23 protein-coding genes are annotated in these 23,701 nt (G+C 34.3%); 21 read left to right on the top strand and 2 right to left on the bottom strand.

Annotated elements, in window-relative coordinates:
• The first annotated feature begins 319 nt into the window (after window positions 1-319).
• The 6 genes from ezrA to BKP45_RS11675 all read left to right on the top strand — a co-directional run bounded on the left by ezrA (window position 320) and on the right by BKP45_RS11675 (window position 7,556).
• Window positions 320-2,011 carry a septation ring formation regulator EzrA gene (gene ezrA / locus BKP45_RS11650; protein ID WP_071389850.1) on the top strand — a complete coding sequence of 564 codons (1,692 nt, stop codon included), beginning with the start codon at window positions 320-322 and terminating at the stop codon, window positions 2,009-2,011.
• A 205-nt stretch (window positions 2,012-2,216) separates the two neighbouring features.
• Window positions 2,217-2,540: a hypothetical protein gene (locus tag BKP45_RS11655; RefSeq protein ID WP_071389851.1), complete on the top strand. Its 324-nt coding sequence runs from the start codon at window positions 2,217-2,219 to the stop codon at window positions 2,538-2,540.
• A 199-nt stretch (window positions 2,541-2,739) separates the two neighbouring features.
• The gene (locus BKP45_RS11660; RefSeq protein WP_071389852.1) at window positions 2,740-3,882 is read left to right on the top strand and encodes a cysteine desulfurase family protein; all 1,143 of its coding nucleotides are present in this window, start codon (window positions 2,740-2,742) and stop codon (window positions 3,880-3,882) included.
• A 5-nt stretch (window positions 3,883-3,887) separates the two neighbouring features.
• The gene (thiI, locus tag BKP45_RS11665) at window positions 3,888-5,093 is read left to right on the top strand and encodes a tRNA uracil 4-sulfurtransferase ThiI (protein ID WP_071389853.1); all 1,206 of its coding nucleotides are present in this window, start codon (window positions 3,888-3,890) and stop codon (window positions 5,091-5,093) included.
• 438 nt (window positions 5,094-5,531) lie between these two features.
• A complete protein-coding gene (locus BKP45_RS11670; protein WP_071310108.1) occupies window positions 5,532-5,744 on the top strand; it encodes an alpha/beta-type small acid-soluble spore protein in 213 nt (70 codons plus the stop codon).
• Window positions 5,745-5,948: 204 nt separating this feature from the next.
• Window positions 5,949-7,556 (top strand): amidohydrolase, encoded by a 1,608-nt coding sequence (locus BKP45_RS11675; protein WP_071389854.1) that lies wholly within the window; start codon window positions 5,949-5,951, stop codon window positions 7,554-7,556.
• A gap of 67 nt (window positions 7,557-7,623) precedes the next feature.
• Here the strand turns inward: BKP45_RS11675 and BKP45_RS11680 are convergent, their stop codons facing one another.
• Window positions 7,624-8,433 carry an NAD kinase gene (locus tag BKP45_RS11680; protein ID WP_071389855.1) on the bottom strand — a complete coding sequence of 270 codons (810 nt, stop codon included), beginning with the start codon at window positions 8,431-8,433 and terminating at the stop codon, window positions 7,624-7,626.
• A gap of 119 nt (window positions 8,434-8,552) precedes the next feature.
• On the opposite strand from BKP45_RS11680, the gene sppA reads away from it, so the two are divergent.
• From sppA to argH, 12 genes are all read left to right on the top strand, one after another.
• On the top strand, window positions 8,553-9,569 hold the full coding sequence (gene sppA / locus BKP45_RS11685) for a signal peptide peptidase SppA (protein WP_071389856.1): 1,017 nt from the start codon (window positions 8,553-8,555) through the stop codon (window positions 9,567-9,569).
• 6 nt (window positions 9,570-9,575) lie between these two features.
• Entirely contained in the window at window positions 9,576-10,052 is a 477-nt protein-coding gene (locus tag BKP45_RS11690; RefSeq protein WP_071389857.1) for an RDD family protein, read from the top strand.
• Between the two features lie 92 nt (window positions 10,053-10,144).
• Window positions 10,145-10,813 carry a DUF2953 domain-containing protein gene (locus tag BKP45_RS11695; RefSeq protein WP_071389858.1) on the top strand — a complete coding sequence of 223 codons (669 nt, stop codon included), beginning with the start codon at window positions 10,145-10,147 and terminating at the stop codon, window positions 10,811-10,813.
• Between the two features lie 20 nt (window positions 10,814-10,833).
• Window positions 10,834-11,277, top strand: coding sequence for a GerW family sporulation protein (gene ytfJ / locus BKP45_RS11700; protein WP_071389859.1), 444 nt, complete (start codon window positions 10,834-10,836; stop codon window positions 11,275-11,277).
• Window positions 11,278-11,864: 587 nt separating this feature from the next.
• A complete protein-coding gene (gene tpx / locus BKP45_RS11705) occupies window positions 11,865-12,365 on the top strand; it encodes a thiol peroxidase (RefSeq protein ID WP_071389860.1) in 501 nt (166 codons plus the stop codon).
• 366 nt (window positions 12,366-12,731) lie between these two features.
• Window positions 12,732-13,718, top strand: coding sequence for a class I SAM-dependent methyltransferase (locus BKP45_RS11710; RefSeq protein ID WP_071389861.1), 987 nt, complete (start codon window positions 12,732-12,734; stop codon window positions 13,716-13,718).
• Window positions 13,719-14,118: 400 nt separating this feature from the next.
• Window positions 14,119-15,306 carry an acetate kinase gene (locus BKP45_RS11715; RefSeq protein ID WP_071389862.1) on the top strand — a complete coding sequence of 396 codons (1,188 nt, stop codon included), beginning with the start codon at window positions 14,119-14,121 and terminating at the stop codon, window positions 15,304-15,306.
• A gap of 346 nt (window positions 15,307-15,652) precedes the next feature.
• Window positions 15,653-16,594 carry a 3'-5' exoribonuclease YhaM family protein gene (locus BKP45_RS11720; protein WP_071389863.1) on the top strand — a complete coding sequence of 314 codons (942 nt, stop codon included), beginning with the start codon at window positions 15,653-15,655 and terminating at the stop codon, window positions 16,592-16,594.
• A gap of 122 nt (window positions 16,595-16,716) precedes the next feature.
• Window positions 16,717-17,568 (top strand): EcsC family protein, encoded by an 852-nt coding sequence (locus BKP45_RS11725; protein WP_071389864.1) that lies wholly within the window; start codon window positions 16,717-16,719, stop codon window positions 17,566-17,568.
• Window positions 17,569-17,639: 71 nt separating this feature from the next.
• On the top strand, window positions 17,640-18,470 hold the full coding sequence (locus BKP45_RS11730; protein WP_071389865.1) for an alpha/beta fold hydrolase: 831 nt from the start codon (window positions 17,640-17,642) through the stop codon (window positions 18,468-18,470).
• 402 nt (window positions 18,471-18,872) lie between these two features.
• A complete protein-coding gene (locus tag BKP45_RS11735) occupies window positions 18,873-20,081 on the top strand; it encodes an argininosuccinate synthase (protein WP_071389866.1) in 1,209 nt (402 codons plus the stop codon).
• Window positions 20,078-21,460: an argininosuccinate lyase gene (gene argH, locus BKP45_RS11740; RefSeq protein WP_071389867.1), complete on the top strand. Its 1,383-nt coding sequence runs from the start codon at window positions 20,078-20,080 to the stop codon at window positions 21,458-21,460. The genes BKP45_RS11735 and argH overlap by 4 nt, the downstream gene beginning before the upstream one ends.
• 69 nt (window positions 21,461-21,529) lie before the next feature.
• Here the strand turns inward: argH and BKP45_RS11745 are convergent, their stop codons facing one another.
• Window positions 21,530-21,964, bottom strand: coding sequence for a universal stress protein (locus BKP45_RS11745; protein ID WP_071389868.1), 435 nt, complete (start codon window positions 21,962-21,964; stop codon window positions 21,530-21,532).
• 143 nt (window positions 21,965-22,107) lie between these two features.
• Here BKP45_RS11745 and BKP45_RS22540 point away from each other — a divergent pair, with 143 nt between their 5' ends.
• The 3 genes from BKP45_RS22540 to BKP45_RS11755 all read left to right on the top strand — a co-directional run bounded on the left by BKP45_RS22540 (window position 22,108) and on the right by BKP45_RS11755 (window position 23,683).
• Window positions 22,108-22,251: a hypothetical protein gene (locus tag BKP45_RS22540; protein WP_169824101.1), complete on the top strand. Its 144-nt coding sequence runs from the start codon at window positions 22,108-22,110 to the stop codon at window positions 22,249-22,251.
• Window positions 22,252-22,422: 171 nt separating this feature from the next.
• Window positions 22,423-23,181 (top strand): SDR family oxidoreductase, encoded by a 759-nt coding sequence (locus BKP45_RS11750; protein WP_071389869.1) that lies wholly within the window; start codon window positions 22,423-22,425, stop codon window positions 23,179-23,181.
• 121 nt (window positions 23,182-23,302) lie between these two features.
• The gene (locus tag BKP45_RS11755; protein WP_071389870.1) at window positions 23,303-23,683 is read left to right on the top strand and encodes a hypothetical protein; all 381 of its coding nucleotides are present in this window, start codon (window positions 23,303-23,305) and stop codon (window positions 23,681-23,683) included.
• The last annotated feature ends 18 nt before the right edge of the window (window positions 23,684-23,701 follow it).

The following is a 23,701-nucleotide window of genomic DNA, read 5'->3' on the forward strand; positions in this document are numbered from 1 at the left end:
TAAGTCAAAATTTGTTTATTCATGGTATCATGTTAATATTGAAAATATGAATTTTAGTACACTCTTAAACTGAAACATAAATCCAACTTAAAACTTATGAGAAACAAAAGGGTTAGATGGGATGAACTGTCTTTAAGATTGCATTATTTTAATTGACATTTAGTTGTGGATGAAAAAAAGCCACTGTTTAAAGAATTTATCTAATATACGGAAAATTTATGGTGTTAAATATTCATAACAAATCAAAATTTACTTAGGGGAAATTTCAAGTAAGAACGAACATACATAAAATGATTATTAGGTGGGAGGACTCGTACAGATGCAGGTTGTTTACGGATTATTAATCATTACTTTAGCGTTTATTATTTATGGCGTAATATCAAGGAAAAAAATATACAATGAAGTCGATCGGCTAGAAGCTTGGAAGATTCAGATTATGAATAAACCGGTCGCGGATGAAATTTCAAAAATTAAAGGCTTAAATATGTCTGGGGAGACGGAAACTAAATTTGAAAGTTGGCGCAATGAATGGGATGATATCATTACTTTAAAGCTTCCAAATTTAGAAGAAAAGTTATTTGATATTGAAGAAGCAGCAAATAAGTATAGATTTGTAAAAGCAAAAAATATATCGATAATAATTGCAGAAGAATTAACGAATATCGAAAATAGTATTCAACTAATGATGGCAGATATAAAATCATTGATACAAAGCGAAGAAGAGAATCGTCAACAAATTGATGAAATTCGTAGTTTTTTCAATGAATTGAAGGCTCATTTTTCAGTAAATAAAGGTGCTTTAGGTACAACGGTCAATTCTTTTGAAAGCAGAATAAAAGAGATTGATAAATCATTTTTGTTTTTTGAGCACGCTACAAAAGAAGGTAATTATTTTGAAGCTAGTGAAATATTAACGATGATGAAAGAAGAGATCGCTAAGGAAAAGTGGAAAATTGATGAAACACCTAAAATTCTCGTGCAAATTCAAAAGGAAATTCCATCCCAAATCGAAGAACTTTTACTAGGAATAAGGGAGATGGAAGAGGACGGCTATATACTTGAACATTTCTCATTCAAAAATGATATTCAAGAAATAAAAAAGGAATTAAAACAACTTTTTAATCTTGTTGAAGAAGGGGACGTTGAAGCTGTCACTAGTCCAGTTACGGGAATTTACCATATTATTGATGAAATATATGATACGCTAGAACAAGAGGTGTTAGCTAAGCAATATGTACATTATGAACTTTATAACATTAATGAAGAAACCAAAAGTTTACATGAACAATTTTTGGGACTGAAAAATGAAGTGGAGAATGTGAAACTTAGTTATCGTATACCTGAAGATGATTTAAAATTAACTTTGAAAATTGAAAAGCAAATGAAAGATCAATTAAATAGATTGAGGGTAATTGAGGAATTAGTTTTCGGATATAAACAATCGTATATTGATATTAAAAAGAGTATTGAGGAATATAAAGAAGAACTAGTCGATCGGAAAAGTACACTAGAAAATTGTCAACAGACACTTAATGCATTACGTAAAGATGAATTAAAGGCTAAAGAAACCTTAAAGGAACTTAGAGGGAAAATTCATCAAGGTCAACGAATAATTAAAAAAAGCAACATACCGGGTTTGCCAGAGGAAATTCTCTATAAATTGGATGAGGCCCAAGCAAGTCTGAGTGAAGCTAATGATAGAATGGAAAAAATTCCCCTTGTTATTCAAGAGGTGAATAATGCAATGGAGTTAGCATTAGAAAATGTAAATGAAGTGTATAACTTGATTACAGCTACGGTCGAACAGGCATTAACTACTGAGAGAGTCATCCAATACGGGAATCGTTTTAGAAGCAACAATGCTTATATCCATGAGGAATTAAATAAAGCGGAAGAAAGTTTTCGAAACTATCAGTATGGAGACTCGCTAGAGATTGCGTTAACAGCGATTGAGACAGTTGATCCTAATGTGTTAGAAAAAATTAGTTCTTATGTTATGGAAAAGGTCTAGCTTATGCTAGATCTTTTTTCAAAGGATAAGAAAGCGTAAATCCTCAAGTTGGAAAATTGACTAGTGCCAGCACCTTTTGATTTGAGAGTTTTCTTTCTCCTTATAATGAATAGTGTATGTTAAATATGAGGATGAAATTATTGGCAGTTGTGTACAAAAACAGCTATTTTAGGGTAATATTAAAAGTGAAAAGGTGGTGATGTTGGTGGTAAGATGGCTATTGCTCTCGGTTGTTGGAGTAGCATGTATAACGGTTTGGTTCATGGTTATGCATACATTTCTTGTCAATGAAAAAACTCTTTATAGTGAACCAACCCAAATTAGTAGTCTACAAAATGCAGAAGAGGAACCAACAACAGATCCAAGGGAAGAAGATGTATTAAAAGAACAAAAAGAAATAGCAACAACTAACGATGGAATTGATATAATAACTCGTGGAATTCGAAAAGGAGATTTTGCGAAATATGCCCCAGATGGAGTAATTTCGATTGACGTTTTATTATCAATTATAAACAAAGACCAACATTGATTGTTGGTCTTTAATTCGTTTAAGTGAGATACTATGGTCGTAATGTAAAAGTTTTAAAATACAGCTGTATTCGGGTACTATTTTAATCCTTATTCAGTTGTGATATTATATTTAAATGCAAAGATTTTGTGAAAAATCCGTTAGTATTATTTCTTTGCTCAATAATTTTATTTTTAGAAATTTTTAAAGGAGAGTAGCAATGATTTACTTTGACAATAGTGCTACAACTAAACCTTATAAAGAAGTAATTGAAACCTATGGTAAGGTTTCAGAAGTGTTTTTTGGAAATCCTTCGTCTTTACATACATTAGGAAAAGAGGCAGAAATACTATTGGATCAAGGAAGAGATCAAATAGCAAAGCTTCTTAAAGTTAATAAAAAAGAAATTATTTTTACTTCTGGTGGGACAGAAGGAAATAATTTAGCAATAAAAGGGACTGCCTTACAACATCAAGGTCGAGGGAAACACGTTATTACTACGCAAGTAGAACATGCGTCAAATTTTGAGGCTTATGAGCAATTAGAAAAACGTGGCTTTCATGTAACGTATTTGAACGTAAATGAAGCCGGGGTTATTTCTATAGAAGAATTGAAAAGGGAACTACGTGATGACACAATTCTTGTATCGATGATTCATGTGAACAATGAATTAGGGTCAATACAGCCTATTAGAGAAGTTGGAGAGCTACTCGCAAAATACCCTAAAGTATATTTCCATGTTGATCACGTACAAGGAATGAGTAAAGTGCCAATATCAATAAAAGATTATCATATTGATCTGCTTACGATTTCTGGTCATAAATTTCATGGGCCTAAAGGGACTGGGGTTTTATATGTCCGCAATGGTGTAAGGTTATATCCATTGCTTACAGGTGGAGTTCAAGAACATAATTTACGCGCTGGAACAGAAAACATTCCAGGGATTATTGCGATGGCCAAAGCGCTAAGAATATCTATGGAAAAATATGTGGAAAATAAGGAACACTTAAGAGAGCTAAGAGATCATTTAGTTAATAATCTTCATGAAATAGAGGGTGTAATAATTAATAGCCCTATGGAAAATAGTGCCCCACATATTATTAATTTTTCAATACCGAAAATGAAGCCTGAAGTGGTTATTCAAGCGCTAGGTGAAAGAAAAATGTACGTTTCTACTAAGTCTGCTTGTTCCTCGAAATTAGCAGAGCCTAGTCGTGTATTAATGTCTACAGGTATTGGTTTAGAAAGGGCGGAAAGTGCTATTAGGGTTAGTTTTTCGTTTGGAAATACAGTAGATGAGGTTAATGAGTTCATTTTAGCTTTAAAAGAAATAATAAAACAATTAAAAGAAGTGATGAGGTAATAAGTATGAATTATGATCACATAGTTATTCGATACGCCGAACTAGCATTAAAAGGAAAAAATCGATCTACGTTTGAAAGAAGATTGCAAGAAAATATTAAGGTAGCATTAAAGCCTTATCCAGCTGCCAAAATTGAGAGAACGTTTGGAAGAATGTTTATTAAATTAAATGGAGAAAATCATGAAGAGATCGCTGAAAAACTGTCAAAAATATTTGGCATACATTCCTTTAGTTTAGCGGTTAAGGTTGATAATGAGCTTGAAAAAATTCAAGATGGAGCATTAAGAGCTATTTCGGAAGTACTGTCTGGAACAATGACATTTAAAGTATCCGCCAAAAGAGCGAATAAAGGTTTTCCGATTAATTCGCAAACGTTAAATTACGAAGTTGGTAGCTATATTTTGAGGAATACTAAAGATTTAACAGTAAATGTACATAAACCCGATATTGAAGTAAAAGTAGAAGTAAGAGAAACTTCTACTTATATAAGTTGCGCGGTTTACAAAGGTTCTGGTGGGCTTCCTGTAGGGACTGGTGGTAAAGTAGTACTAATGCTCTCAGGAGGGATTGATAGTCCTGTTGCTGGTTATTTGGCTATGAAACGTGGTGTGAAGATTGAAGCAATTCACTTTCACAGCCCGCCTTATACAAACGAACGAGCAAAACAAAAGGTTATAGACTTAACCAAAGTCTTAACAGAGTACGGTGGAAAAATTAGACTTCATGTTGTTCCTTTTACAAAAACTCAAATGACAATACACAAAAATATACCAAGTAACTATACAATGACTATTATGCGTCGAATGATGCTTCGAATAAGTGAGAGAATAGCTCAAGAACAAAAGGCTTTTGCTATTACTACTGGTGAAAGCCTTGGGCAAGTTGCAAGTCAAACCTTACACAGTATGCATACGATCAATGAGGTAACGAATATGCCGATGATACGTCCATTAGTAACTATGGATAAATTAGAGGTAATTGAACTCGCGCAAAAAATTGGAACATATGATTTATCAATTCTTCCTTATGAAGATTGTTGTACAATCTTTTTACCACCGGAAACAAAAACTAAGCCAACTAGAGATAAAGCAAATTTATTTGAAGAAAAGTTAGATATTGAAGCATTGGTGCAAGAAGCTGTTTCAAATGTAGAAATAATTGATATTTTCCCAACTAAAGAAACCGATAATGCGTTTGGAGAATTATTATAATAATTAGCGATAAAGCTGAACTTCAATCAGTGGGGGTTTTCCTTCATCCCCCACTGATTGTTAGTTCAACTTATACCACAGGCATAATAATAACTAATCATCAGCTATCACTGATGAAAGTTATTCTATATCGGACCTTTAGGGGCAGTTTATCCCCCACCTAAACTTCTCGATTTTTTTAAGTTTTGAGGTGGGGGTCTTACTTGCCCCTTAAGAGTGGGATAAATATTTTTCAAGTTCTAGCTTTTGGAGTATTTCAACTCACATAAAGTAGGTAAAGAGCAACCCTTTGTGTGAGTCTCCACTTTTCTTTGTCTAGTTCCGGTGCCAAGGACCTAATCGAGGCACCTCGACTTTTCTTGCAACAATTACCAGGTGGTTTTTTGTATTGATTCCCTCAAGGATACACATCATATGTGTACAAGGGGGTGAGATACAATGGCAACTAATAACAACAGTTCAAATCAACTATTAGTCCCTGGTGTTCAACAAGCTCTTGATCAAATGAAATATGAGATCGCTTCTGAGTTTGGTGTTCAATTAGGACCAGATGCAACTTCTCGCGCTAACGGTTCTGTTGGTGGTGAAATTACTAAGCGTCTAGTTCAAATGGCTGAACAACAATTAGGTGGCGGTTATCAACAACAATAATTAAATAAAAATGGCTGTGAGGGGTGACTTTTTGTCTCCCCTCTATTTTTTATAAGGTAAAGTATAATAAAATTTGAAGTTGGAAAGGTGCCGAGCTTCAACGACCTCGCTCGTGACCAAGGCGCTTGCGCTTTTCTTGTGTTGCAAAACTTCCTGAAATTTGTAACTATAAGTAAAGGTATTTAACGAGAAAGGAAGAAAAACATGGGAACATTATGGCATGGTGGTACCATTTACACATTACAAAATCCTACACATACTGTGGAAGCTTTGTTTGTAGAGAATGGGATTATTTCTGATTTAGGGAATGTTAGTGAATTAAGAGAGCAGTATCAAAAAAATATTACGTCGGAAATAAATTTAGAAGGTAGTTTTTTGTATCCTGGATTTGTAGATAGTCACTTACATATGATTGGACACGGTGAAAAATTAATTCGTTTAGACCTTTCAAATATGACCTCGATTGAAGAAATATTATCACATATAGAGAGAAGAGTAAAAACAATTGAAAAGGGTGAATGGATTATTGCGGAAGGATGGAATGAAAATAATTTTGAAAAACAAGAAATCATTCATCGTGGGCAACTAGACAATATTTCAACAGAACATCCGATAATGTTAACTCGTGTATGTCGTCACGCAATTGTTGTGAATAGTTGTGCTTTAAAATTAGCAGGAATTGATGAAAGTACAGAAAATCCTGAAGGTGGGGTAATTGTAAAAGATGATAAAGGTATACCGACTGGTTATTTATTAGACCAAGCTCAAGAACTTGTTAAATCGATCATGCCACTAGTATCAGATTCTTACCTCACAAAAGCCTTATCTCATTCAATAGATGATCTTCTCAAAAAGGGATATGTTGGAGGGCATACAGAAGATTTAAATTATTACAATGGTTTTGAACATACGTTTCAAACTTTTTTAAATATTATCGATGGAGTAAAAATGAAGTTTCGTACAAATATGCTCGTACATCATGAAGTTGTCGACGATATGCATATGTTAGGATATCACTTTGGAGATGTTTCGCCTTTTATTCAATTAGGTGCGATGAAAATTTTTGCAGATGGATCTATCGGTGGTAGAACGGCACTATTAAAAGAACCATATTCAGATGAGCCGCTTGAAAAAGGAGTTGCTATTCAATCGTTAGAGGATCTGAAGGAATTAGTTCAAAAAGCAAGGATTTATGAGATGCCTGTTGCTATTCATGCAATTGGAGATTTAGCCTTAGAATATGCTCTTGATGCTATTACTACTTATTCATGTAAAGAGGGTTTACGTGATAGGATTATTCATGCTCAAGTTGTAAATGAGCAATTAATTCAAAAGTTAAAAAAACTGCCGGTAGTGTTAGATATTCAACCTCGGTTTGTTGCTTCAGATTTTCCGTGGGTAATCGAGCGCTTAGGAGAGAAAAGGATAAAATATGCATATGCTTGGAAGACGTTTTTAAAAGAAAAAATTATGTGTGCAGGTGGCTCTGATGCCCCGATTGAACCAATTGATCCTCTTTTAGGAATTCATGCAGCAGTGACGAGAAGAAGTCCAAATGAATATCATCATATTTGTTACCATCCGGAAGAAAAGTTAACCCCCTTTGAAGCTATACAACTTTTTACTGTTGGTAGCGCTTATGCGATTGGCGAAGAAGGTTTTCGAGGCAAGATAAAAAAAGGTTATTTAGCTGATTTTACAGTTTTCGATAAGGATCTATTAAACATTAGTGGCCCAGATGAGATAATAGATGCAAAAGTTTTGATGACGGTTATTGATAATACAGTGATGTATAAAAGAAATGAATTTTAAGAATAACTTCTATCAGATGTGGTTTTACTACATAAAACAGAAGAGGCCAATTCGTTGGCCTCTTACGTTAATTTTTGTTTAAAAAGGTCTTCTGTACTCTTTGAAAAAAAGAATTGTCTTTTAGTTTCAACATTTTTATTTTTATATCAGCAAGTTTTATTTTAACATCGTGGCAATGGCGAATGCTTAATGCTTCGTTATCTGCACCAATAATTGGATAGTCGTTTCCGTCTTGAACGACGCTCAGTTTCATGGAGCTATTACCACTTAATATTAAAGGGGATCCTAAAGTACGAAATTCATTATTATTCAAAGATGAAATTTCTGTTAATTGAATTGCTTTTAAACGAGGGTCCACTACAGCACCCCCCACTGATTTATTATAAGCAGTACTCCCTGTAGGAGTGGAAACGATTAATCCGTCACCACGGAAACGTTCAAAAAATATGTCATCAATGAAAACATCAACGACAAATGTCCGGATAACATTTGAACGGATTGAACATTCATTAAAACAGTAAAATGGTTTTTCGTCATTAATTGTTACTTCAATAGCTGGGTATTGGCGGATTTCGACATTTTCATTTTTTAGAGCTTCATCGATGGAAGTGAGGTCATTCAGTGAAAAGTCAGTATAAAAGCCTAAATGATCACCATTGTTCACACCTAAATACAAGGCTTCTTGTTGAAATTCTGTTTTTCGTAGTGCTTGAAGAAAAGCGCCGTCACCGCCAATACTAACGATGATATGGGCTTCCTTGTAATTAGAAACGAGCCGATAGTTGTATTGTACTAATAGTTCTTTAAATGGCTTAATTTTTTCTTCAATTTCATTAGTGGGCTTATAAAATAGAAAAACGTTTCTTTTAGTAAGCATTTTCGTTCCTCCTTTAGCTAGGTATTTTAGACGAAATGTTATACTATCCTATTATTTCTAATGTTTAATAGGAAAATCCTCCATAAAATACTATAATTTCATAAAAGGAGATGGTTTTTTTGAGTAGTAAACGTTGGTTTGCTTTAGGGTTAGCTTTTTTACTTTTCTTACTTTCCATTGCTATTAGTTCGGTCACAACTAGGACGACGGGGCAATGGGCTGGGTGGTTAGCTAGTGGTGATGATGAAGTTTGGCATGAAAAGGTAATCGAAAAAGGTAATGGGCAAGGGAAAATTGTTGTTTTGTACGTGAATGGTGTTATTCAAGAAGGTTATGATGCGCCATCTATTTTTGAAACTGTGACATATAACCACCGAAACTTTCTTTCGATGTTGAGACATGCTAGTCAAGACCACCTTGTAGATGGGATTATTATTCGAATTAATTCCCCAGGGGGTGGAGTAGTAGAAAGTGCAGAAATTCATGATTTAATATTAGAAATTCAAGAAGAATATCGTAAACCTGTCTACATTTCTATGGCGAGCTTAGCGGCATCAGGTGGGTATTATATTGCAGCCCCTGCTGATAAAATATTTGCAAATGAAGCAACTATTACAGGTTCATTAGGAGTTATTATGCAGGCGATTAATGTAAGTGAGCTTGCCGATAATTTGGGCATCCGTACAGAAACAATCAAGAGTGGTCCATATAAAGACATTATGTCATCTATGCGTGAGATGACTGAAGCTGAAAGAGAAATTTTACAATCAATCATTGATGATTCTTATGAAAAATTTGTAGATGTCATTGCTAATGGAAGACAAATAGCAACCAAAGAAGTAAGAAAGCTTGCTGATGGGAGGATTTATTCTGGAAAACAAGCGCTAGATTTGGGGTTAGTAGATGGGATAGGAAATATAGATGTAGTAATCGATGTTATGCGTCAAGATATTGGTAGAGGTGACATTGATGTTGTAAAGTATGAAGCTCCGTTTAGCTTTCCGGGCTTTTTAACTATGACGATGCAGAATATGGTTTCCAAAAATCAAGACCCACTAGGATTAAAGCAACTTATAAGGTATTCTAATTCACCTAGTTTAATGTATTTATATGACGCAGATTATAAAATGGAGTGAGATAGAATGGATGAACAACACCTGGAGCAAAAAGTAACCATTGAAAAAGAAGAAAAGAACTATAGGTATGCTGGTTTTTGGATGAGATTTTGGGCTTACTTGCTAGATTTAGTCGTTGTTGCAAGTATAAATGGCATTGTTGTAACTTCGGTATTATCTATGTTGGGGTTATCAAACGTTAGAATTGCATTTTTTTCAATAGAAGCAGTATTAATCGCTTTTGTAACTGCCTTATATTTTTTATTACTAACAAAAAAGTGGGGACAAACAATTGGGAAAAAGGTTTTTGGGATAAAGGTTGTTCATGTTAATAACAAGCCGTTAACGTGGTCGTCTGTCATTTTTCGTGAAGTAGTAGGTAGATATATTTTACAAGTTTTCATTTTGACATATTTTCTATATCTCATTGTTGCATTTCAAAAGAAAAAACAAGGTTTACATGATATGGTTGGTGATACGTACGTAATTCATGAGGAAATATAGTTAACTAAGTTAATTTGATTTTTAGTTCAATCTTTTTCATTGTTTATTTTTATATAGAGAAGGCGATAATGATTGAGAAGGAGGAATTTGCCATGCATTGGATTTGGTGGGTAGTGATATCGATTACGACTTCTCTCGTATTGCTTCCTTTTGCAAAAATAAAAGTAAATATTAATTACTCTCATAATCAAGATAATGATGAGCTTGCTATAAAAATATCCACCTTCTTTGGCTTAGCTTCCTATAAAATAAGCGTTCCTGTCTTGAAAATTGATGAAGATTCCGCTTCTATTATTGTTAAAGAAGAACAACATTCAGCAGTAGGTGATAATGAGAAGACAGAAAAAATCACCCCAGAGATAATACTACGTGACCTTCGTAAGATAAAAGGTTTTTTAAGACATGTCGTAGGGTTTCATAAAATAGTTAAAAGGTTTTTAAATCGTATATCAATTAATCACTTCTCTTGGAGTAGTCATTTAGGTATTGGTGATGCAGCTTCTACAGGTACTTTAGTTGGTACGGCATGGGCAATAAAAGGAAGTACACTTGGTATCATTTCTCATTATATGAAGTTAAAAGTTGAGCCACTTATTGAAGTAAACCCGACCTTTCAAAAACTGACTTCACATACTCAAATTTCATGTATGATTTCATTTCGACTAGGGTATGCTATAATCGCAGCTTTGCAAACCGTAAAGCATTGGAAAAAACGTCCAAAGTTTACGTCGGGAAATTTGTATGAGCAAAAAGGTACTTAAAGCGAGGAGGTTATACTTAAATGTCAGAACATCCAATTCAAGGCCTAATGAAAACGGCTATGGAAAATTTAAAGGAAATGGTAGATGTTAATACAATTGTTGGAGATCCGGTGGAAACTCCTGACGGAAGTGTTATCATGCCAGTTTCAAAAGTAGGTTTTGGTTTTGCGGCTGGGGGAAGTCAATTTGTCATTGATAAACCTGGAACTAGTGATAAAGAGCACCCATTTGGTGGTGGTAGCGGTGGTGGTGTTTCAATTACACCAATTGCATTTTTGATTGTAAATGCATCTGGAGTTAAAATGGTTCATTTGGATGAAAATACACACCTTTATGAAAAGTTAATGGATTTTGCACCTCAAGTAGTGGATAAAATTCAACAAATGTTAGGTAATAATAAAAATCACAATGAAAACCAGAGTACAGCAAATCCAATTACAAACAATGATAAGTTTGAATTATAATTAAAAACTGAGCTTGAGGTGATTTTCTCAAGCGCAGTTTTTTTATATAATCAGAATTTATCCCACTCTTAAGGGGCAAGTAAGACCCCCACTGATTGAAGTTCAGCTTTATAAATTCTAACTTGGAAACTGTCTAGCGCAAGCAGCCTAGTAGCTCGGTTACTTCAGTCAAGCAACTGACTTCAATTACCTCTTGAAATCCTTCGTTGATTAGCTTCATGCAGCTTTGCTCCTGCGGTTACTCGTCGCACGGAAAACAATTGCTCCTGCGGTTACTCATCGCACAAAACACTGCTTCGAGGAAGCTTACTATGAAGCAGTACTTGAAGACGAGCACGTAAGAAGCAAAGAGCGGCTTCTGTCAAAGGACGCCCCAGTGAAGCTACTACTTGGAATACTTCGAAGTGGCTTTGCGACGAGCAAACGGAGTGGCACAGGAGCAGCTGCTCGTGACCAAGGCGCTTGCGCTTTTCTAGCTAGGTAAAATTTTGAAGCTAGAAAGTTGTAAGAAGCATATTTCTTGAAATTTCGCAAAAATACAACTATATTAACAGTGTAAAGATTGTTATTATGAGGAGGCAGTTCATATGGCTAACGTAACATTTAAAGGAAATCCTATAACCTTAATAGGTAATGAAGTGAAAGTAGGGGACAAAGCTCCACAATTTTCGGTGTTAGAGAATGATTTAACTCCATTCACATTAGAAAATATTAAAGATAAGGTTACAGTTATTAGTGTTGTTCCATCCCTTGATACAGGGGTGTGCGATGCTCAAACTAGGCGCTTTAATGAAGAGGCAGCTAAACTAAACGGTGTAGACATCTTAACAATAAGCGTCGATTTACCGTTTGCTCAAAAGCGTTGGTGTGGGGCAGTAGGTATTGAAAAAGTTAAAACATTATCTGATCATCGTGACCTATCGTTTGGAACAGCTTATGGTGTTGCAATTGAAGAATTAAGGCTTTTAACGAGAGCGGTATTTGTCATTAATAGTAAAGGGGAAGTTGCATACGTAGAATACGTTTCTGAAGCTACTGATCACCCTAACTACGAAGCGGCGATTGAGGCAGCTAAAGCATTAATTTAGATTCCATTAAAAACCGGAAGGCGCAACAAACAATATTAAGAAGTTAAGGTAACGTCGAGACCATCTAACTCACAAAACAATTACAGCTTTAAAAGACAATGGTAGTAGGATTATTATAATATCAATAAAAAACGCACATATTGTGCGTTTTTTACTTTGGTTATTTAACATAAGACGTATGTAAAATTAGTTAGGATGCTTTTTTCATGTTTTTTTAACAAACTCGAGAAAGAATTGCTAGGTGAGGCACTGTTTTTTTCGGTAAAAGCCTTTCAAGTACAGTTAAATGAGTAAAAGATGTATAATCTTCTTCTCAGGATGGAATAAAAGATGTAGAATAAACACTTGAGAAAGGAGAGGTTTTATATGGGTCAAGAGATTAGTTTTGAAACGTTTTTTAACAGTATAGATGAAAGTGTAGAAGTAATTCAAAATGACCAGAAACTTACATATTTAGAAGCACTTATCATTACGGGGGAATTTCTTTTTCAAGGTGAAATTGAACAACCATTAAGTGAATTAGCTTATAAAAAGGTGAAAACTACCTTGGCAAATGTTAAGGTTGATCAATTTTCGAATGAGCAAATTCGCAAGACTTTTCAATTAGCAATCTTAAAAGGAATGAAGGAAGGTACACAACCGCAACATTTAATGACTCCAGATGCAGTTAGTATGTTTGTGAGTTTCTTAGTAAATAAACTAACAGAGAAAAAAGAATATGTTCGTCTATTAGATCCATCTGTAGGTTCAGGTAATCTACTTACAACAGTATTAAATAATTCAAATAAAAAAATAGATAGCTTTGGGATCGAACCGGACGAGACACTACTACAACTAGCCTATGTAAGTGCCAATTTACAACAGCATAATGTAGAATTCTTCCATCAAGACAGCTTAACTGAAATTTTTATTGATCCTGTAGATGTAGTTGTTGCTGATTTACCAGTAGGCCATTACCCTAATGAAGAAGTAGCAAAACGATATAAACTAAAAGCAGAGAATGGTATGTCTTACACTCACCACCTGATAATTGAACAAATGCTAAATTATACGAAGCAAGGTGGATTTCTACTATTTTTAATTCCTAACACAATGTTTGAAACCGAACAAGCAAAACAGTTACATAGTTTTATTAAAGAACATGCTCATATATATTCTTTATTACAATTGCCGAAATCAATGTTTAAACATGATAACCACGGAAAAAGTATTTTTATAATTAGGAAAAAAGGAGAAGGGGTTAAAGCCCCGAATCAGGCGCTTTTAGCAGAACTACCTTCTTTTTCAAATAAACAAGCCTTAACAGAGATGATAAATAGTATAAACAATTGGCTTGAAGCATATTTAAATTAGGATGTTTAAATAGAGAAATATGAGTGAGTATAACCTTGGCTAGAATGTCAGGGTTTTTCCTTCGATATTTTATCTAATAAAAATATTGCTGATTGGAAAGCTAAAAAAGAATAATGGGTAGTAAATTTAGTTTTTTACTATAGTAATGTTGGTAATACAGGTTGTCGATTTGTTGTGTTACAGAAGTTTGTTTGGTTAGTTTCTTTCTTGTTATATCAATTGTTATCAGTAATTTAATATAAACTGTACTAACAAAATATGATTTTTTTTAGGAAATTGTTCTAAAGGTATTGAAATCTACGATTAACAGTGATTAAATGAGAAGGTATGAACATTTCAGTAATAATTAAATGTAGTTAAGGGATTAAAACAATTTATATTCTTGAAGGAGATGTAGTAAATGTCAAAAATCATGGCGATCAATGCGGGAAGCTCGTCATTAAAGTTTCAACTACTTGAAATGCCGGAAGAAACAGTAGTGACAAAAGGGATTGTAGAAAGAATAGGGTTAGAAGATTCAATTTTTCAAATTGAAGTTTCAGGGGAAAAGAAAAAAGAAACACTTAATATTTCAGACCATTCTCAAGCTGTAAAGATTTTATTAGATAAATTAACAAGCTTAGGGATTATTGAATCTCTAGATGAAATAGAAGGTATCGGACACCGGGTTGTTCATGGTGGAGAGAAATTTAATGATTCCGTATTAATTACAGATGAAGTTCTAAGCGGTATCGAAGATGTTTCGGATTTGGCACCGCTTCATAACCCAGCGAATATCGTTGGTGTGAAAGCATTTAAGGAAGTTCTTCCAAATGTTCCTGCGGTTGCAGTTTTTGATACAGCCTTCCATCAAACAATGCCTGAACAATCATATTTATACAGCCTTCCTTACGAGTACTATGAAAAGTACGGCATCCGTAAATATGGTTTCCATGGTACATCACATAAATATGTATCTGAAAGAGCAGCTGAGCTATTAGGAAGACCACTTGAACAATTACGTTTAATTTCTTGTCACCTAGGTAATGGAGCAAGTATTGCTGCTATTGAAGGTGGAAAATCAATTGATACATCAATGGGCTTTACTCCGTTAGCAGGTGTAACGATGGGTACGCGCTCTGGAGACATTGATCCGGCATTAATTCCATATATTATGGATAAAACTGGACAAACTGCTGCAGAAGTAATTGATGTTTTAAATAAGAAGAGTGGTATGTTAGCTTTATCAGGTTTCTCAAGTGACCTTCGTGATATTGAACAACAAGCACAAGAAGGGAACGAACGTTCTGAACTAGCTTTAGAGGTATTTACTTCTCGTATTCACAAATATATCGGATCTTATGCTGCACGGATGCATGGTGTTGACGCAGTTATCTTTACAGCTGGTATTGGTGAGAATAGTGACGAAATCCGTGCCCGTGTATTAAAAGGTCTAGAATTTATGGGAGTTTATTGGGATCCATCGTTAAATAAAGTGCGTGGAAAAGAAGCATTCTTAAACTACCCACATTCTCCAGTAAAAGTAATAATCATTCCAACGAACGAAGAAGTAATGATTGCTAGAGATACTGTTCGTCTAACTAAATAATATATTTAACTGTAAACAGTGGGAGTAAAGTAATTATAGATCTCCCACTGTTTATTAATACATAGGAGTAATCTGCGGTGGTTACTAAAATAAGGTTTTGCTATATCGGATTTTTAGACTTTCATAGGGGCAGTTAACAAAAACTTATCGTTATCTAAGGTTTTAGTTGGCGTTCTTTCCCCTTACGAGTGGTAAATGAAGAAAGCATCTGCTCAAGTGGAGTAGGTGCTTTTTGTACTATAAAATTATTTAGGTTTAATATTATATTAATTAGTGGATGCTAAATTTCAGTTACAAGCTCTAATTTAGTGATGAAAGTGTTTACAAATAAAAGGTGGTGCAGGAATTGACGTTAATTATAGATGCGGATCAAGGAGACCGTTTGATTGGCTTCTACCTTATTAAAGAATTGCAACAAAAAATAGCGACAAATGGTTCAGAGTATTTCGATCTGGTGTTAGGTGATCGTTCTGGAGTAATCTCGGCAAAGCTTTGGGATATTTCTGAAGAGCAAAAAACATCTTTTGAAGTAAAAAAAATTGTTAAAGTGGATGGTATAGTTACAATTTTTCGAAATCAAAGGCAGATACAAATCCAACGAATTCGTTTATCTACCCCAGAAGATAGTATTGATATACAATCCCTAGTACAAATGCCGTGCACTTCAAGAGAAGAGTTATGGCAAGAACTAAGAATGATGATTGAAGAAATACATTCACCGACTTTAAACAAAATTGTTAAAGCGATATTAATAAATAAAGACATACGTGATAATTTAACCACGCTGCCTGCTGGCAAAACAATGCATCATGCATACTATGCTGGCCTATTAGAGCATATTGTAACATTGATGCGATCTGCATTACAGCTTTTTCCCGTATATCCTCAATTGAATAAAGACTTAATCCTAGCTACTTGTCTATTACATGATATAGGGAAAACTAAGGAGCTTGCAGATCCAATTGTTCCTGAATATACAACTGAAGGAGAGTTAATGGGACATATAGTATTAGGCATTGAGATTATAAACGAAGCTGCTAGTGAGGCAGGAGTTTCGATAAGTGATGAGGAATTATTAGCTTTAAAGCATTGTATATTAAGTCATCATGGAGACGTTGATTTAGGCTACGGAAGTGCAGTTTCTGGGAAAATACCAGAAGCAATCTTTTTTCATTATTTAGATCAAATTGATGCGAAACTAAACGCGATGAAGTTAGCATGTCAAAGTACGAATGATGCTTGGGTTTATTCTCCTATTTTAAAGAGGAAAATACAAAATAATAGATAGTTGAGTAAACTTCATATTTTAATGTAACGGTAGAATCGAACTAATATGGTAACCGTGTAAAAATCTGTAGTATAGCTTCTTAAATATAAATTGTGAAAATTGCATGTAAGGGAGTGGAGGAATTGGAATTAAAAGGTCGTAAAAAAAACGTTTGGGAAGAAATTAAAAAGTGGGAACATTTGTATTTTGATAAAGGAGAAACAAATTCCCTCAACTCATTTGAAGAAAACTTCAATAATATAATAAAATCTTGGCGACCTGAAGTTCAAAAAAAACTATTACAGGCTGTTGATAGCATGATTTTTCATACATATTCAATCATTCAAGACAACCAATTCGATCAAAAGACTATCTCGAAAATTTTAGAACAAGGTAGAGTATTCCGTAGTGATGTTGAGAATATTAATGATATGAAAAAGTTGACAATCGATCAGCTTCGCTATATAACAAATAAGTTCCTAGCAAAGCAACGACTAGTTTCTCTTACCCAGGGCGGAACATTAGGAATTGGTGGGTTACCATTAGTAGTATTAGATTTACCACTATTATTGTTAGTAAATTTACGTTCAATACAACTAACTGCAATGACGTATGGTTACGATTTAAGAAAGCCATATGAAGTAATGCTAGCCCTGAAAGTTTTTCATGTTTCAACTTTGCCAAAAACATTGCAAAAACAAGGTTGGAACAAATTGTTACTAGAGTTAGATTCTTGTGAGGATGAATGGATCTTTTTCGATGAAAAAACAAGTGGTGAGTCCCTAGTATGTTTACAACAACCGATTAAGCAACTTACTAAAGGACTTTTAGTACTTATGTTAAAGAAGAAAACAATACAAGGAGTACCTATTTTAGGGATTGCTGCAGGTGCATCAGCGAACTATTTCTTTACCAAACAAGTCTCGAATATCGCTCATAACTTTTATCAGAAACGATTTTTATTAGAAGAAAAAATGATTAGTGAAAAACAATAAAAAATACATGAAAACTCCTTTAATAGCTTATTCTAAAATGTATAGAATTGAAGGGTAGTAAAGGGGTTTTTATGGAGAAACATTTTGTTTATATAGATGGTACAAAAATTTATTATGAGGATAGTCTTCATGGAAAAGATGTTTTAGTATGCCTTCATGGTTTTATTAGCTCATCTTTGTGTTGGTATCCGATTATGAAACATATGACAAAGTTTTTTCGGGTGATTGCCTTTGATCTTCCTGGCTTTGGACAAACTGTATCAAGTCATGATTTTGAATACACTTTAACAAACTATGGGTTACTAACAATTAGCTTTATTGAGAAACTAGGACTTAATAAAGTTCATTTAGTAGGACATTCGCTTGGTGGACAAATTGCTCTTCAAGCAGCTTTAAAAAAACCTAATCTTTTTCATAAGTTATTTTTAATAGGAGCGTCTGCCCAAAGAAAACGTCCTTCGAAAATTGCACGACTTTTTTGTTGCATTCCATTTGCTGATGAAGCCGCATTTCGCTTTTATTTTCAAGATCGTATGGTAGACATCGCTATTTCTAAAGTTTTAGCAGGTGGAGTTGGCTTAGAAGGCGAGATATTACAACCTTATATTGATACATGTAAAAAGAGAGAAGTTATTCAAGCTGTTCTTAAATTGGGAAAAGAACGAGAAGATGATATGAAGGAAAGCGATCTGAAAACTATTTGTCATGATACATATTTGTTGTGGGGGAGAGAAGACCAAGTAGTATCACTTAAAGAGGGGGAATTTTTAAATCAAAACCTAATAAATTCTACGTTAGCAATTATTGAGCACTGTGGACATCTCCCTATGGAAGAATATCCATTTACAGTATTGCATCACCTTTATTCATTTTTTATTCCAAATTACCGTAACCAAACCTGATAAATTTTATCCCACTCTTAAGGGGCAGTAAGTTAATCTAACAATCAGTGGAGATGAAGGAAAACCCCTACTGATTGAAGTTCAGCTTTATATTACAGATTTTCTGTACAAGGTACAATATCTGGCTGTGTTGGGTGCGCTTTCATCAAGATGTAGTTTGGTGTCCCTTGATTAATTGGATTAGGAAATTCATTTAAGTGAATAAAATTTGATAAAAATATTTATATTTTTTTATGATTCTGTATTGCAAATTTTATAATTTGTTGATAAAGTAGTGATTAGTTATTAATGTATAAAAAGTCAGTATAAATGAGAGAGGTTGTTAAACCCTCTTTTCTTTTAAAAACTTATGTATAATTATAATGATAATAGTATCAATATTCATAAACGGGGGAATTAAAAATGAGTAAACCGAAAGTTGTCTTAGCTTATTCTGGTGGATTAGATACATCAGTTGCTATTAAATGGATTGGAGATCAAGGGTATGATGTAATTGCTGTATGTCTTGATGTAGGTGAAGGTAAGGACTTGGATTTTATTAAAGAAAAAGCACTAAAAGTTGGTGCTATTCAGTCTTATACAGTAGATGCAAAGAAAGAATTTGCTGAGGATTTTGTTTTGCCAGCATTACAGGCTCATACAATGTACGAAGATAAATATCCATTGGTATCCGCTCTTTCACGTCCGTTAATTTCAAAGAAATTAGTGGAAATCGCTAACCAAGTGGGAGCAAGCGCAGTAGCCCACGGTTGTACTGGAAAAGGAAACGACCAAGTTCGTTTTGAAGTTTCTATTCAATCTCTAAATCCAGACTTAGAGGTTTTAGCACCTGTACGTGAATGGGGCTGGAGTCGTGATGAAGAAATTGAGTATGCAAAACAACATAACATTCCAATTCCAGTTAACTTGGATAATCCGTATTCGGTAGACCAAAACCTATGGGGTAGAGCTAATGAGTGTGGAATTTTAGAAGACCCATGGGCAACTCCACCAGAAGGTGCTTATGAATTAACAGCACCATTAGAAGAAACACCAGATGAGCCAGAAATTATTGAAATTGGCTTTGAACAAGGTGTTCCAAAAACAATTAACGACAAAGCATTTGAGCTTGATCAATTAATTTTAGAGCTTAATATTATTGCTGGTAAACACGGTGTTGGTCGTATTGATCACGTAGAAAACCGTTTAGTAGGAATTAAATCACGTGAAGTTTATGAGTGCCCAGGTGCAATGACATTATTAAAAGCTCATAAAGAACTAGAGGATTTAACGTTAACAAAGGACGTTGCTCATTTCAAACCTGTTGTTAGTAAGAAACTAACAGAAATGATTTATGATGGACTTTGGTTCTCGCCGTTAATGCCTGCCTTGCAAGCATTTTTAAAAGAAACACAAAAAACAGTAACGGGAACAGTGCGTGTAAAATTATTTAAAGGGCATGCTATTGTAGAAGGCCGTAAGTCAGAATTCTCTTTGTATGATGAAAAGCTTGCAACATATTCAACTGATGATGAGTTTGACCATAGTGCTGCAGTTGGATTTATTAAGCTTTGGGGCTTACCTACAAAAGTTAGCAGCATGGTTACAAAGAAGGGAGTCAATCAACTGTGACAGCTAAGCTTTGGGGCGGACGTTTTACAAAAAAAGCAGAAAGCTGGGTGGATGCCTTTGGGGCATCCATTGGCTTTGATAAAGAGTTAGTAAATGAAGATATTGAAGGAAGTATGGCACACATCAAAATGTTAGGAAAGTGTGGTATTGTTCCAAAAGAAGATGTTGAGAAAATATTGACTGGCCTTACAGTTATTAAGGAAAGAGCAGAAAAAGGTGAGTTAGAATATAACGTTCAAAATGAAGATATTCATTTAAATATTGAAAAGTTTCTTATTGATGAAATAGGTGAAGTAGGGGGAAAATTGCATACTGGTAGAAGTAGAAATGATCAAGTTGCAACTGATATGCACCTTTACCTTCGAAATCAGGTGAACGAAATAATGGTTTCAATAAAACACCTTCAGGAAGCTCTTCTTGGACAGGCGAAACAACATGTGGAAACGATTATTCCTGGTTATACACATATGCAGCGTGCTCAGCCTGTTTCTTTTGCGCACCATTTAATGGCTTATTTTTGGATGTTAGAGCGTGATTATGAAAGATATGAAGAAAGCATAAAAAGGATAAATATTTCTCCGTTAGGTGCAGGGGCTCTTGCGGGTACCACTTTTCCAATTGACCGAGCTTTTACAGCGGAATTATTGGGGTTTGATGGTATATATGAAAATAGTATGGACGCGGTTAGTGATCGTGATTTTATTATTGAATTTCTAAGTAATTCATCAATGTTGATGATGCATTTATCTCGCCTCTGTGAAGAGATTATCCTTTGGTCTAGTCAAGAGTTTCAGTTTATTGAACTGGACGATGCCTTTGCGACAGGAAGTAGTATAATGCCACAAAAGAAAAACCCTGATATGGCTGAATTGATTCGTGGGAAAACTGGACGAGTTTACGGAAGTTTGTTCTCGCTATTAACTACATTAAAGGGATTACCACTTTCCTATAACAAAGACATGCAAGAAGATAAAGAAGGTATGTTCGATACAGTTCATACTGTGAAAGGCAGTCTACAAATCTTTGCTGGGATGATTGAAACGATGAAAGTGTTAGACAATAACATGGAAAAAGCAACGAATGAAGACTTTTCAAATGCTACTGAACTTGCTGATTACTTAGCGAGTAAAGGAATGCCTTTTAGGGCTGCTCATGAAGTTGTCGGCAAATTAGTACTTCATTGTATTCAGAATAATAAGTTTTTGTTAGATTTATCAATGGCAGAATTCAAAGAAGCTAGTGAATTATTTGAAGATGATATTTATCACGTACTTGAGCCGAAAACTGTTGTGGCAAGACGTAACAGTGCAGGTGGTACCGGGTTTAATCAAGTAAAAGAAGCGATTGTTAAGGCTGAAAGCATAATAAATAAGAAGTAACAAAAAGAGCTGATTTTCAGCTCTTTTTTTGTTACTAATTTCGTTAAATAGGTAAGTGTTAGTTCTTTTCTAATTACGAACTATAAGGACGTCACATTTAGCGCTTCTCGCAATATATTCTGAAACGCTTCCGATCAGAAGTCTTTCAACGGTATTTAATCCTGTGGCACCTGTAATAATTAAATCAACATTATACCTTTGTGATATATGTTTGGAAATTTTTACTTTTGGTGAACCAAAGTCTAAAATACACTCTACATCTATTCCGGCCTTTACAACTTCAGCTTTATAAGCTGAAAGCATGTCCTTAGCGTATTCTTCAGCTCTAGAAACAACAGTTCGATCATATTGTTCAACGGTTGCAAAAGTCCTTGTGTCTACAACGTGAGCAATAAAAATTTTAGCTTGCTCTTTTTTTGCAACATCAATTGCCTTAAGCAAAGCTTTTTTTGCTTCTTCTGAACCATCTACTGCTACGAGAATTCTTGAATAACTCTTCTCCATGGATTCCACCCCTTTTTATAAGATAATGAAAGCCTTTTCGTACTAAGTATAACATGGAATATCAGATTGTTAAATTAAAGGTCGTGTCATAAATTGAGAAAGTTTGTTGAATAATATTTAAGAGGAAAAGGGAGGTGGTATTATTGAAAGAGCAAGAAATTAAAAATATAATTTTTGATGAAGAGGGAGAAGCGATTATTAGGCAACAACTGTTAGATTCCTATTACGAAGGAACAACAGAAACAAAAAAGAGAAATGATACTTATAACAATACTGATAATAAATAATTTTATTAATAATACTCACCTTGGTATAAAGTGCCAAGGTGAGTATTATTGTTCTAAATAAGACATTCTTTTTTACATATAATTTACATACTTCTATAATAGTGCTAAGAACAATTGAGAATAACTTGTTTTAGTTTTTAAATAAATAAAAATATGGGGAGGAGTTTTTCTATGCGTCATGTTTTAATCACAGCTGGAACAAAAGGTTTAGGGAAAAAAATTTCTGAACAGATGTTAGAAAAGGGGCATATGGTTACGATTAGTTATAGAAGCGACCAAGAAGCTGTTAAGCAGCTTTCAAAGGAATGGAAAAAATATGAGGGTTTTTTTCAATTTTTTCAAGCAGATGTAACTAAAAAGGAAGATTTAGTACATCTTGTTGAAGCTGCAGTGAACTCCTTTGGTGCCATACATATTTTAATAAATAATGCTGGTCCGTATGTTTTTCAAAGAAAAAAGTTAGTGGACTATAGTGACTCTGAGTGGTATGAAATGTTGGAAGGTAATTTAAGTAGTGTATTTCATTTAATAAGACAAGTTATACCTATGATGAAAAAGGAAAAATTTGGGCGTATTATTACTTGTGGTTTCCAAGGTGCAGAAAGTACTCCAGGCTGGATTTATCGTTCAGCGTTTGCAGCTGCTAAAGTAGGGCTTGTTTCGCTAACAAAAACTATTGCGATTGAAGAAGCAGAAAATGGCATAACTGCTAATATGGTTTGTCCTGGGAATATTGTCGGTAAGATGAAAGAGGCCTCTATTGCACACTCACGGAACCATTTCGATCAGGATACCCCAATTGGAAGATCAGGGACAGGAGAAGATATTGGGCGGATGATATCGTTTCTTTGTGAAGAAAATTCTGATATGATAACTGGTGCAGTTATTGAAGTGACTGGTGGAGTAGATGTTTTGCATCGCTATCGTTAGTAATGAAAGTTGAAGAAGTGCGACATATTAATTTAATTTATTTAAATTGTGTGACCGTAATACAAGTAGCACTTGTATAATTTACCCATTATTTACTAATAGTAGTGATGAGGTGATAATAATGTTGAAAAAGTTATTTTTAATATCTTTGATAATTAGTAGTAGCTTTGTTTTAATCCCATCACAAGGATTGGCTCTTAATTTGATGGAAAGTTTATACTTAAAGATTTCAATCGTTGAGAATGGTATAGAACATGAGTGGGAATATACTAGTCCAGGTAAGTATGAATATGAAAAAGGTGAGCGTGTAATAAAAACTAAAGTTGCAAAAGAAGAAATGCATTCAATTATCAAAACTTTGAATCTATCCAAAAGTGCTAAAATTGAAGACATGGTTAAGATACTGAAACAGGAGAGATTCCCAAAGTTAGAACGCCTCGATATCCGGTGGATGGATGGAGAAAATAAATTATATACATGGGTATGGATTAAAAATGAGTAGATATAACTTTAGGTTGAA

It is taken from the genome of Anaerobacillus alkalidiazotrophicus, from assembly GCF_001866055.1.